Source organism: Pseudomonas sp. GM21 (genome assembly GCF_000282215.1).
Lineage (GTDB): Bacteria > Pseudomonadota > Gammaproteobacteria > Pseudomonadales > Pseudomonadaceae > Aquipseudomonas.
The window spans coordinates 39,464-51,505 of record NZ_AKJS01000198.1 but is presented as its reverse complement, the minus strand read 5'-3'; the positions used below and the strand labels follow the sequence as shown (position 1 = coordinate 51,505).

At 58.0% G+C, this 12,042-nt stretch carries 13 protein-coding genes; 5 read left to right on the top strand and 8 right to left on the bottom strand.

Translation table 11 applies throughout. The features are described 5' to 3' along the window. Window positions 1-94 precede the first annotated feature (94 nt). From def to PMI22_RS00395, 3 genes are all read right to left on the bottom strand, one after another. Complete coding sequence (gene def / locus PMI22_RS00385; RefSeq protein WP_007949466.1) at window positions 95-634, bottom strand: peptide deformylase; 540 nt, start codon at window positions 632-634, stop codon at window positions 95-97. After that, the gene (locus PMI22_RS00390) at window positions 631-1,590 is read right to left on the bottom strand and encodes a YihY/virulence factor BrkB family protein (RefSeq protein WP_007949465.1); all 960 of its coding nucleotides are present in this window, start codon (window positions 1,588-1,590) and stop codon (window positions 631-633) included. Before PMI22_RS00390 ends, def begins: the two co-directional genes overlap by 4 nt. Before the next feature lie 168 nt (window positions 1,591-1,758). Next, the gene (locus PMI22_RS00395; protein WP_007949464.1) at window positions 1,759-1,950 is read right to left on the bottom strand and encodes a CsbD family protein; all 192 of its coding nucleotides are present in this window, start codon (window positions 1,948-1,950) and stop codon (window positions 1,759-1,761) included. Between the two features lie 200 nt (window positions 1,951-2,150). Between PMI22_RS00395 and PMI22_RS00400 the strand changes: the two genes are divergently transcribed. Next, entirely contained in the window at window positions 2,151-2,528 is a 378-nt protein-coding gene (locus PMI22_RS00400; RefSeq protein ID WP_007949463.1) for a hypothetical protein, read from the top strand. Window positions 2,529-2,688: 160 nt separating this feature from the next. Here the strand turns inward: PMI22_RS00400 and fadD1 are convergent, their stop codons facing one another. Next, window positions 2,689-4,389, bottom strand: coding sequence for a long-chain-fatty-acid--CoA ligase FadD1 (fadD1, locus tag PMI22_RS00405; protein WP_007949462.1), 1,701 nt, complete (start codon window positions 4,387-4,389; stop codon window positions 2,689-2,691). A gap of 378 nt (window positions 4,390-4,767) precedes the next feature. Next, a complete protein-coding gene (gene fadD2, locus PMI22_RS00410) occupies window positions 4,768-6,456 on the bottom strand; it encodes a long-chain-fatty-acid--CoA ligase FadD2 (RefSeq protein ID WP_007949461.1) in 1,689 nt (562 codons plus the stop codon). 231 nt (window positions 6,457-6,687) lie between these two features. Here fadD2 and PMI22_RS00415 point away from each other — a divergent pair, with 231 nt between their 5' ends. Both PMI22_RS00415 and PMI22_RS00420 read left to right on the top strand, forming a co-directional pair. Next, a complete protein-coding gene (locus PMI22_RS00415; RefSeq protein WP_007949459.1) occupies window positions 6,688-7,632 on the top strand; it encodes an alpha/beta hydrolase in 945 nt (314 codons plus the stop codon). 41 nt (window positions 7,633-7,673) lie between these two features. After that, entirely contained in the window at window positions 7,674-8,144 is a 471-nt protein-coding gene (locus PMI22_RS00420; protein WP_007949458.1) for a MaoC family dehydratase, read from the top strand. Window positions 8,145-8,202: 58 nt separating this feature from the next. Here the strand turns inward: PMI22_RS00420 and PMI22_RS00425 are convergent, their stop codons facing one another. Then, window positions 8,203-8,670 (bottom strand): ferritin-like domain-containing protein, encoded by a 468-nt coding sequence (locus tag PMI22_RS00425; RefSeq protein WP_007949457.1) that lies wholly within the window; start codon window positions 8,668-8,670, stop codon window positions 8,203-8,205. Between the two features lie 203 nt (window positions 8,671-8,873). Here PMI22_RS00425 and PMI22_RS00430 point away from each other — a divergent pair, with 203 nt between their 5' ends. Continuing rightward, window positions 8,874-9,110 carry a DUF3820 family protein gene (locus PMI22_RS00430; RefSeq protein WP_007949456.1) on the top strand — a complete coding sequence of 79 codons (237 nt, stop codon included), beginning with the start codon at window positions 8,874-8,876 and terminating at the stop codon, window positions 9,108-9,110. 17 nt (window positions 9,111-9,127) lie between these two features. Beyond that, window positions 9,128-10,309 carry an aminotransferase class V-fold PLP-dependent enzyme gene (locus PMI22_RS00435; protein WP_007949455.1) on the top strand — a complete coding sequence of 394 codons (1,182 nt, stop codon included), beginning with the start codon at window positions 9,128-9,130 and terminating at the stop codon, window positions 10,307-10,309. A 2-nt stretch (window positions 10,310-10,311) separates the two neighbouring features. Here PMI22_RS00435 and PMI22_RS00440 read toward each other — a convergent pair whose 3' ends face one another. Together PMI22_RS00440 and PMI22_RS00445 are read right to left on the bottom strand one after the other, a co-directional pair. Further along, the gene (locus PMI22_RS00440; RefSeq protein ID WP_007949454.1) at window positions 10,312-11,037 is read right to left on the bottom strand and encodes an intradiol ring-cleavage dioxygenase; all 726 of its coding nucleotides are present in this window, start codon (window positions 11,035-11,037) and stop codon (window positions 10,312-10,314) included. 323 nt (window positions 11,038-11,360) lie between these two features. After that, window positions 11,361-12,026: a bifunctional 4-hydroxy-2-oxoglutarate aldolase/2-dehydro-3-deoxy-phosphogluconate aldolase gene (locus tag PMI22_RS00445; RefSeq protein WP_007949453.1), complete on the bottom strand. Its 666-nt coding sequence runs from the start codon at window positions 12,024-12,026 to the stop codon at window positions 11,361-11,363. Window positions 12,027-12,042: the final 16 nt, after the last annotated feature.

Sequence of the window (12,042 nt, the reverse complement as noted above, 5' to 3'; positions counted from 1 at the left end):
CTCGCGATAGCGGTGTGTCAGACACAACTTTGCTGACTGACACACCGCTATCGCGAGCAGGCTCGCTCCCACAGGGGGTCAATGTAATTTTGAATCAGTCGTCAGCGTTGGGATCAAGATCCGGAAACATGACCTCGGTAAACCCGAACTTGCTGAAATCGGTAATCCGCGACGGGTACAAACGGCCGATCAGGTGATCGCATTCATGCTGCACCACACGCGCATGGAACCCTGAAGCGATGCGCACGACAGGCTGACCCTTGGGGTCGAAGCCTTCGTAGCGAATCTGCTGGTAACGCTCCACGGCGCCGCGCAGACCCGGCACGGACAGGCAACCTTCAAACCCTTCTTCGAGCGTCGGACGCAACGGCGTGATCAGCGGATTGATCAGAATGGTTTGTGGTACCGCTTCGGCGTCCGGATACCGTTCGCTGTGCTCGAAACCGAAGATCACCAGTTGCAGGTCGACACCAATCTGCGGCGCCGCCAGGCCCACGCCACCGACGCTTTCCATGGTCTGGAACATGTCGTCGATCAACTGCCACAACTCGGGGCTATCGAACATCTCGGCCGGAACCGGCGGAGCAATGCGCAGCAGGCGCTCATCGCCCATTTTCAGAATTTCACGGATCATTTGATGACTTCGTCAGTGGAGGGATGGACCGAGTGATCGCGCCCCAATCCCGAAACATGGTGTTTTTGATGGTCATGGCCGGGCTCGCCCGGGTATTTTTCGCCGGGGTCCTTGCCCTCCCTCGACATGTGTTCGATTACCGCGTTCATCTCCGCGCCGAGCAACAGCACCGCGGAAGAAATGTAGAAGTACAACAAGAGCACGATGATCGCACCGATACTGCCATACATGGCGTTGTAATCGGCGAAAGTCTTGACGTACAGGCCGAAACCCACGGAGGCGAGGATCCACACCACCACCGCCAACACTGAACCGGGCGTGATGAAACGAAACTCTTGTTTGACGTCCGGCATGACGTAATAAATCAACGCCACCGCGACCATCAACAAAATCACAACGACAGGCCATCGAAGGATGGTCCACACGATGACGATGAAATCTTCCAGACCGACTTGCGAGGCGATCCAGCCCATCACCTGCGGGCCGAGCACCATCAGCGCGGCGGCGATCAACAGCATCCCGGCGATGCCGATGGTATAGATGATCGACAACGGAAAACGCTTCCAGGCCGGTCGGCCTTCGACCACATCGTAGGCCGCGTTCATGGCACTCATCATCAGCCGCACACCGGCGGAGGCGGTATACAGGGCAATCACGATACCCACCGAGAGCAAGCCACCCTTGGATTGCTGTAGCTGGTCAATCACCGGATTAACCTGTTCCAGCGCTTGGGGCGGCAAGACCAGTTCCGATTGCAGGCGCAGCCAGGAGAAAAAATCCGGCAGGTGCAGGAAACCGATCAGGGCAATCAGGAACAGAATGAAGGGGAACAGCGAGAACAACATCTGATAAGCCAGCGCCGAGGCATAGGTCGACATCTCATCGTCGACGAACTCGGTGACCGTGCGCATGATCACACGGTGCAGGGGCAGATTTTTCATGTCCGGGAAAATCATTAGCGTCTCCTTTCGCCGCAAGATCGGGAGTCATGGCGACTCAAGGGCCGTTTTCTACATCAAAGTAGCCTACTTGGCGACTTTGAAACAATTTCCGTGATCAAGTTCAGGCTGATACAAAAACGGCCATCCATGGATGGCCGTTCCTGATCATCGAAAAAGGCCGAATCAGGCGTTGTCGACGCCTTTCTTGATGGCATCTTTGGCTTTACCCACGGCTTGCTGAGCTTCGCCTTTCCTTTCCTGAGCTTTGCCTTCGGTCTGCAGCTTGGGGTTGTCAGTGGCTTTGCCGACACCTTGCTTGACGTTGCCGACCGCTTCGTTTGCCATGCCTTTTACTTTATCGCCAGTGCTGCTCATGGTGTTTCTCCTGTGAACATTTCAATGAGAAAAGTAGTTACACAAGGATTGACCGGAGGCGTTTGCACGGAGTTTCATTTATTTTGTACTGCCCATTTCGTCGATCTCGGCAGGTTGGGCTTTATGTTTAACGACCAACCCCCGAGAATGCGCAACGTATTCAGGCCATGGCGCTGAAGATCCAATCCCGTAGGAATGTTATGAAACTCGATAAAAAGCAGGCCATTGCCCGCAGAAACCAGGAACTTGGCGGTGCCGTGCTTGGCGTCAACAACTGCCATTTCACCGAATTGAACCGCAACCGCAACATCTGGTGGTTCGATATCCCGGTCGCGCGCCTGGCCGTTGGTCAGTACGAATGGATTCACTTGCTGATGCACACGCCGGACACCGACGAGCTGCTGCACCTCAAAGTGCCGACCGTGTTCCTGCGTGAAAAGCTTGAAGGTCTGGTGGTGCGCAATGAAGGCAAGCGCAAGGCTACGTTGAGCCTGGAGCTGAGTGCCGACAAGGACTCGTACCTGCAAGACATGCGCCCGGCGGGCACCAACGTCAACTTCGCGCCGTTTCGCCTTTAACTGATCGTTCCCACGCTCCGCGTGGTAATGCATCCCGGGACGCTCTGCGTCCCTGCAGCATAGGACGCGGAGCGTCCGGGGCGACATTCCCACGCGGAGCGTGGGAACGATCTCACGGTCATCCAACAAAAAGCCCCGCATCTGCGGGGCTTCTTGTGTGTTACGCGCCGACCTTTTTCGCGGCGATTTTCTTCAGTTCTTCGTCGCGCAGTTCGCGGCGCAGGATCTTGCCGACGTTGGTGGTCGGCAGCGCATCGCGGAACTCGACGGCACGCGGCACCTTGTAGCCGGTGACGTTCGCACGCATGTGCTCCATCACTTGCTCTTTGGTCAGCGTCACGCCGGGTTTGGCAACGATGAAGAGCTTGATCGCCTCACCCGATTTCTCGTCCGGCACGCCAATGGCCGCGCATTGCAGCACGCCCGGCAGGGTCGCGAGCACGTCTTCCAGTTCGTTCGGGTAAACGTTGAAACCGGAGACCAGGATCATGTCTTTCTTGCGATCGACAATGCGCAGGTAGCCATCCGGCTGGATCAGCGCGATGTCACCGGTCTTCAACCAGCCTTCGCTGTCGAGCATTTCATCGGTGGCGTCCTGGCGCTGCCAGTAGCCCTTCATGACCTGCGGGCCTTTCACGCACAGTTCGCCGATTTCGCCCAGCGGCTGCTCGACGCCGGCATCGTCAACGATTTTGCAGTGAGTCGATGGAACCGGGATACCGATGGTGCCGATCTGGATGTGCTGGATCGGGTTGACGGTGGCCACCGGGCTGGTTTCGGTCATGCCGTAACCTTCGCAGATAGCGCAACCGGTGACCGCTTTCCAGCGTTCGGCGGCGGCCAGTTGCAGGGCCATGCCACCGGACAGGGTGACTTTCAGTGCCGAGAAGTCGAGCTTGCGGAAACCTTCGTTATTGCACAGCGCCACAAACAAGGTGTTGAGGCCGACGAAACCGCTGAACTTCCACTTCGACAGTTCCTTGACCATCGCCGGCAGGTCGCGCGGGTTGCTGATCAGGATGTTGTGGTTGCCGATCAGCATCATCGCCATGCAATGAAAGGTGAACGCATAGATGTGGTACAGCGGCAGCGGAGCGATCAGAATCTCACAACCTTCATTGAGGTTGGAGCCCATCAGCGCCTTGCATTGCAGCATGTTCGCCACGAGGTTGCGGTGGGTCAGCATCGCCCCTTTCGCCACGCCGGTGGTGCCGCCGGTGTATTGCAACACCGCGACATCGCTGCTGGCCGGGTTGGCTTCAGCCACTGGCTGGCCATGGCCCTTGCTCAGCACGTCGTTGAACTTGATGGCTTTGGGCAAGTGATATGCCGGGACCATCTTCTTCACGTACTTGATGACGCTGTTGATCAGCAGACGCTTGAGCGGCGGCAGCAGGTCGGCCACTTCAGTGATAATCACGTGCTTGACGCCGGTTTTCGGCACAACGGTTTCGGCCAGATGGGCCATGTTGGCCAGGCAGACCAGCGCTTTGGCTCCGGAGTCGTTGAACTGGTGTTCCATTTCCCGCGCGGTGTACAGCGGGTTGGTGTTGACCACGATCAGCCCGGCACGGATGGCGCCGAAGACGGCAACCGGGTACTGCAGCACGTTAGGCAATTGCACGGCGATTCGATCGCCTGGCTGCAAGTCGGTATGCTGTTGCAGGTAAGCGGCAAACGCACCGGACAACTCGTACAGTTCACCGTAGGTGATTGTCTTGCCCAGGTTGCTGAACGCCGGCTTGTTGGCGAAGCGTTGGCAGGATTGCTTCAACACTGCCTGAATATTCGGGTACTCGTCTGGGTTGATCTCGGCAGAAATCCCAGCTGGGTACTTATCCTTCCAAAAGTCTTCAATCATGGAAGCCCACTCCTCAGCAACGCGAATTCATTACCGCATTTGATGCGATTATTATTGGTGTGTGTTTTTTTTTGGTGAGTCTGGCTGTTTACTAGGCCGAGAAGTCACAAAGCGCGCCGAGAGTAGCAGCTTTGCCAAGGGTCGACTAGAGCCAAAAGAGGCCTCGATGGTCACAAATATGACTCAAGAACTTCTGGTGGTCATTTTAGAGCAAAGATTCTATATAACCTCAAAACCGCCTGAATCCGGGGGCTTTCACCCTCTTCAAAAGCATCGCGGGCAAGCCCGCTCCCACATTGATTAGCGATAACCTTGTGGGAGCGTGGCTTGCCCCGGGCGGCGTTCCGACGATCCGCGCAACGCGCGGCCATTCAACGATCAAGCGATATCACGCAACTCCCGCCGCAAAATCTTCCCGACCGGCGTCATCGGCAACGACTCGCGCAACACGATGTGCTTGGGCACTTTGTACGCCGTGAAGTTTTCCTTGCAGTAGGCCTTCAATTCTTCAAGGCTGACCCCGGCTTCACGAGCCACCACAAACAACTTCACCGCCTCGCCCGAACGCTCGTCCGGCACACCGATGACCGCGCAATTGGCGACGTTCGGGTGCGCCATCACCACGTCTTCGATCTCGTTCGGGTACACGTTGAAACCCGACACGATGATCATGTCCTTCTTGCGATCGACGATGCGCACAAAACCGTCCGGGTCGATCACCGCGATGTCACCGGACTTGAACCAGCCCTCGGCATTCAGCACTTCAGCGGTGGCCTCGGGCTTGTTCCAGTAGCCCTTCATGATCTGTGGGCCTTTGATGCACAGTTCGCCGCGCTCGCCCAACGGTTGCTCGACGCCTTCATCGTTGATCACTTTCAGCGTGGTGCCTGGCACCGGCAGGCCGACCGTGCCGATCCGCGATTGGTCACCGTACGGGTTGGTGCATGCCACCGGCGACGTTTCGGTCAGGCCGTAACCTTCGGTGATGCGGCAGCCGGTCATCTGCTCCCAGCGCTCGGCGGTGGCCTTGACCAGCGCAGTGCCACCGGAGTTGGTGAGCTTGAGACTGGTGAAATCCAGGGTCTTGAAGTCCGGGTGATCCATCAACGCAACGAACAGCGTGTTGAGCCCCAGCAACGCCGAGAAACGCCAGTTCTTCAGTTCCTTGATGAAGCCGCCAATGTCTCGCGGATTGGTGATCAACACGTTGTGGTTGCCGGTCACCATCATGCACATGCAATTCGCCGTGAAGGCATAGATGTGGTACAGCGGCAGCGGCGCAATCATCACCTCCTGCCCTTCACGCAGCAGTGACTGGCCGTCAGCGCCGAACTGCCCAAGACACGCCCGCGCCTGTTGCATGTTCGCCACCAGGTTGCCGTGGGTCAGCATCGCGCCCTTGGCCAAACCGGTGGTGCCGCCGGTGTATTGCAGCACGGCGATGTCGTCGAGGCCGACTTTCAGCGGTTTGATCCCCAGGCCACGCCCCTTGCCCAGCGCGTGCTTGAACGAAATGGCCTGCGGCAACGAATACGCCGGGACCATCTTCTTGACCTTGCTGACCATGGTATTGACCAGCCAGCCCTTGGCGGTCGGCATCAGGTCGCCCATTTTCGCTTCGATCAGGTACTGGATGTCGGTGTCGGGCAGCACTTCCTGGACTTTCTGCCCGAACATGTTCAGGTACACCAGCGCCCGGGCGCCGGAATCCTTGAACTGGTGACGCATCTCCCGCGCGGTGTACAACGGGTTGGTGTTGACCACGATCAGCCCGGCGCGCAAGGCACCGAAGACGGCAATCGGATAATGCAGGACATTGGGCATCTGCACCGCGATCCGATCCCCCGGTACCAGGTCGGTGTGGGCTTGCAGGTAAGCGGCGAATGCCAGGCTCTGGCGTTCCAGATCGGCGTAGGTCAGGGTCACGCCCATGTTGCTGAATGCCGGGCGGTCAGCAAATTTCTTGCAGGAACGTTCGAACACCTCAATCACCGACTTATAGGCCCCAAGGTCAATGTTCAGGGGCACGCCGGCCGGGCGTTTGTCATTCCAGAATTCAGGTTGCATTATTCTTGTCCTCTTTACCTGAGCCTATCCGGGCCGCTTTCTGTCACTTCTGAAAAAAGCGGGCTTCACGGACACTAGCAGTTATGGCGATTCAGGCAAATACAGCCAACGCCCTCATTGACCGTGTGAATCTTCCTGCCGTGGCGTGGCCTGATCAGACGGCGCGCACGGGATGCGCTATACAATGCAACCACGCCCATGCCACATGCAGCCCCATGCAAAGGAATCGCCATGATCCACGACACGTTCTGGCTGACCGCAATGGACCACAGCCAACTGTTCGTCAACCAGTGGCTACCCGCCCCGCCTTTAAAAGCCGTGATCCTGCTGGCCCATGGCATGGCCGAGCACAGCGCTCGCTACGCCCGTCTGGCGGAAAAGTTCTGCGCGCAAGGTTATGGCGTGTACGCACCGGATTTGCGTGGACATGGCAAAACTGCCGAAAACGGAACACTGGGTCATTTCGCCGACAACGACGGCTGGTGCAAAGTCGTCGGCGACCTGGCCTGTCTCAACCAACACATTGGCCAACAGCATCCTGGCGTACCGATCATATTGCTCGGGCACAGCATGGGCAGTTACATCGCCCAGGCCTATTTGCTGCATCACAGCGCCAGCCTGCACGGCGCGGTGCTCAGTGGCTCCAATTTCCAGCCAGTGGCGCTCTATCGCGCGGCGCGGCAGATCGCCCGTCTAGAAAAATTACGCCAAGGGCCCAAGGGGCGTAGTGCGCTGATCGAATGGCTGTCCTTCGGTTCATTCAACAAACAGTTCAAACCGGCACGCACCCGATTCGACTGGCTCAGCCGCGACCCGGTGGAAGTGGATTTGTACGCCAACGACCCGCTCTGCGGCTTTCGTTGCACCAACCAGATGTGGATCGATTTGCTGGGTGGGTTGCAGCAAATCAGCAAAGCGTCCAATCTCGCGCAGATCGATCCGGGCCTGCCGCTGCTGGTGATTGGCGGCGAATGTGATCCGGTGAGCGAAGGCAAACGTCTGAAAGATCTGGCCGACGCGTTGCGCGCGGCAGGCAGCCAGAACCTGCACCTGACGATTTACCCTCAGGCGCGACATGAATTGTTCAATGAGAGCAACCGCGATGAAGTGGTCAACGACGTGTTGCACTGGATCGCGGAGGCGCTCAGCCACCGCCGACCACCCCGGTCGGAATAGTTATTTGTGGATTATTTAATTCGTCATAGGAACCGAGACAGATGACCCAGGTTACCAACACGCCTTACGATGCCCTCGAAGTCGGCCAGACCGCCAGCTACAGCAAGACAGTCGAAGAGCGCGACATTCAGTTGTTCGCCGCCATGTCCGGCGACCACAACCCGGTACACCTGGACGCAGAATTCGCGGCAGGCACCATGTTCAAGGAGCGCATCGCGCATGGCATGTTCAGTGGCGCGCTGATCAGTGCCGCCGTTGCCTGTGAGCTGCCTGGGCCGGGGACTATCTATATTGGCCAGCAGATGAGCTTTCAGAAGCCGGTGAAGATCGGCGACACCCTGACCGTGCGTCTGGAAATCCTCGAGAAAATGCCGAAGTTTCGGGTGCGCATTGCCACGCGCGTGTTCAATCAGCGTGACGAGTTGGTCGTGGACGGCGAAGCGGAGATCCTGGCGCCGCGCAAGCAACTGACCGTGACGTTGCCAACATTGCCGGCGATCAGCATCGGCTAATCGACCGGCCACAAAAAAACGCCAGACTGGCTGGCGTTTTTTAGCAGGCAACGAACGCTTACGAGCGTGCGCGAGCCTGGTTACGCAGGGCTTTTACCTGATCGTGATTGCGTTGCACGCCGTGGTACTGACGTTCAACCAGATCACGAATGCCCACCAGGTTGTGTTTGTTGATTTTCTCCATGGCTTCCCGGTAAGCCTTCAGCGCATGGTCTTCACCGCGTTCGGCTTCGTTCAGCACAGCCTCTTCGTCCTTGCCGGTGAACATCGATTTCACGTCCACCCAACGACGGTGCAAGTCACCGCTGACACTGGTGGAAGTTTCCGGATCACCGCCCATCGAACGCACGGCGGCTTGCAGTTCCGAAGCCGCGGTGGCGCAATCGGCAGCACGCTGCACGAACAGGGTTTTTAGCTCAGGGTGTTTAATGTCTTCAGCGCAAGTCTTGAACCCTTCTTGACCGTCTTTGCTGGTTTCAATCAGGTCGTTGAGTACAGAGATCGCTTCTTTATTCATGTCGGTCATTTTCAATTCCTCGCGGGTTGATGAAAGATGTAATAACTATTGCACCCTGCATGCCAGCTTCGAATCGACCAACAATCCTTTAAATTTCAAATAGTTAAATTAAACGACGAAATCTGTATCCGTTTTTTTTGCATGATCTGTCAATTGGCCTGCATGCAGAATGCCTGTATTTTCCAGATCGATAGAATCCAGACGACTGCCTGATGAACCCTGAAAAACTCGAATTGCTGATCACCCGCGAAATGCCCTTCGGCAAATACAAAGGCCGGATCATTGCCGACCTGCCCGGCCAGTACCTGAACTGGTTCGCCCGGGAAGGATTTCCTCATGGCGAACTGGGTGGTTTGTTGGCCCTGATGCAGGAAATCGATCACAACGGCTTGTCGGAGTTACTTGAACCCCTTCGCGCCAAGCATGGCAAACCTGCCCCCCGCCATTGATCCAGACCGAGTAGCCCATGCCCGATAACACCCTCCGCGCCCGTGATGAAACGTTCTGGCAGACTTTTGCTGATCGCTATGCTGTCGAACCCGGCCCGATCAATCTGGAGAACGGTTACTTCGGGCGAATGTCGCGAACGGTGGTCGAGGAATACCAGCGTCATATCGAGTTCATCAACCGCAGTAACTCAGTGCATGTGCGCCAGCGATTCGAACAGGGCGAGATGCAGAAGATCAACGCACAGTTGGCCGAGTTGGTGGGCGTGCCTGCCGACTCTGTGGTCCTGACCCGCAATGCCTCGGACGGCTTGCAATCGTTGATCCGTAACTACAACCGCCTCCAGCCGGGCGATCAGGTGCTGATCTGCGATCTGGAATACGACACCGTCAAAGGCGCAATGCGTTGGCTGGCGCGCTACCGCGGTGTCGAAGTGATCGAAATCAACCATGCGCACCCCGCCACTTTCGACAGTTTGCTGGCCAGCTATCGCGAAGCGTTTGTGCGTCACCCCAAGCTCAAACTGATGGCCCTGACTCACGTCACCCACCGCACCGGTCTGGTCATGCCGGTGCAAGCGATTGCAGCCGCGGCCAAAGAACACGGGATCGATGTGATCCTCGACGGCGCCCATGCGTTGGGGCAAATCGACTTCAATCTCGATGAACTGGGAATCTCCTTTGCCGGCTACAACCTGCACAAATGGATCGGTGCCCCGCTGACGCTGGGGTTCATCTACATCGCGCCCGAGCGTCTGGCCGATATCGACCCGGACATGGGCGAGATGAGTTTCCCGGCCACCGACATTCGCGCACGCACACCGCACAGCACACCCAATATCCCGGCGCTGCTGACCCTGCCACTGGTATTCGAGGAGCATCGCACCATGGGTGGGTCCGCCGCCAAGGGTGCCCGGCTCAACTACTTGCGAAATCTGTGGGTGCGCGCGGTGCGCGAACTCCCGGGGATCGAAGTCATGACGCCGGATGATCCGCGCCTGTATTGCGGCATCACGTCGATGCGCTTCACGCGGCAGGCCGATCAACAGCCCATGGTCGAGCGGCTGCTTCGCGACTACAACCTGTTTACCGTGATGCGCAGCGGCGCCGCGAGTGGGCCGTGCATTCGTATCACACCGGGCCTGACCACCACCGCCGCGCACATGGAACTGCTGGCCCGGGCGCTGACCGAACTGCGCTGAGGTCACACCGTGTACTTGTCGAAGTCCTCGGGTTTGATGTGCGATGAGACCGCGAAGGTGTCGATACCGATGGTGGTGAAACCGAAAAAGCCATCTTCATTCGAATCCCGACCGAGGGTGTGAATGTTTAAGGTTGAAGCTTCGCCGCCATGCTGCTTGTAGTAAACGTCTTCATCGTTGGTCAACGCCAAGGCCTTTCGACCGCTGTATTCACGGCTGTTCAGCACTGATCGCGAAGCCACCTGCGGAAAGTAAAGCTGACCGACCCAGGCAACATGCCGTTCTTCCAGGTAATTGTTGCCGGCCGTGATGCGCACAGCGACATGAATGTGCAGCGCGCGGCCCGCGTAGAACCCCGGATAGATCGTGGTAAACCGCACGACACCTTTCTTGTCCGTGAATTGCCCGCCGCGCAGGTAAGTGTCGTCGTCGGTGCGCGGTATCGAGCCGATTTCATCGACATCGACTTCCTTGTCCGGATTGACCTTGCTCCAGCCCGAATAGGCACCACGCGCATTGCAATGCCAGATATCGACCAACGCGCCGCCGACGGGCTGTGCGGTCATGGCATCGACGATTGCCAGGCGCAACACCAAGGGAACGCCATCGGCGCCTTCACTGATGTTGCGCCTGATCAGTTTCGGATTGCGGAAATACGGGCCGGCGATCTGTTCGGGAGACAGCAGGTAAACCGCTTGTGAGGGTGCAACTGAGGGGGTGTCGTCCATGACGTTCGCTCTTCCATAAGATGAACGCAGGCTAGCATTGGGCGAAAGTCGGTATGCGGTAACTATGTATCGCATGAGGCCATCTGTAGCAGCTGGCGAAGCCTGCGTCCGGCTGCGCAGCAGTCGTGGAACCATTCACCTCGGTGTATCAGACAGACCATGCGCGCTGGATTTACGACTGCTGCGCTGCCGGACGCAGCCTTTGGCAGCTGCTACAAGGAATCTGGGCTGCAAGTTGTTTTTTTGCGGGCAAAAAAAACGGTGCGCCGACCAAGCGCACCGTAAAGCCGTAGAACACACAACGAGGTGTCAGGTAAAGCTGATCAGTCCAGCAGCGCCAATGCCTCGGCGGTGCATTCCTGAATGCGGGCCCAGTCGCCGTTCTTGATCCACTCCGGATCAAGCATCCAGCTACCGCCCACGCACATGACGTTTTTCAACGCCATGTAGCTCTTGATGTTGGCCGGGCCGACACCGCCCGTCGGGCAGAATTTCACTTCGCCGAACGGACCACCCAGTGCCTTGATAGCGGCGACACCGCCACTCACTTCCGCCGGGAACAACTTGAAGCGGCGATAGCCCAGGCCATAGCCTTCCATGATGCCGGAGGCGTTGCTGATCCCCGGCAACAACGGGATCGGGCTGTTGACGCTGGCTTCGAGCAGATCACGGGTGATGCCCGGTGTGACAATGAACTGCGAACCGGCCGCTTCGGCAGCGGCGAGCATGTGGCGATCCAGCACGGTGCCAGCACCGGTCATCAGTTCCGGGCGCTGTTCGCGCAGGATCTGGATGGCCTTGAGGCCGAACTGCGAACGCAGGGTCACTTCCAAAGCGGTCAGGCCACCGGCGGCCAGGGCGTCGGCCAGCGGCAGCACGTCCTGTTCGCGAGCGATGGTGATCACTGGCAGAATCCGCGCCTTGGCGCAGAGGCTGTCGATCAGGGCAACTTTGTCCGCCATGGAAACGGTCGGGGATGGGGTTGTCATAGCGGCTGTTCCTTGG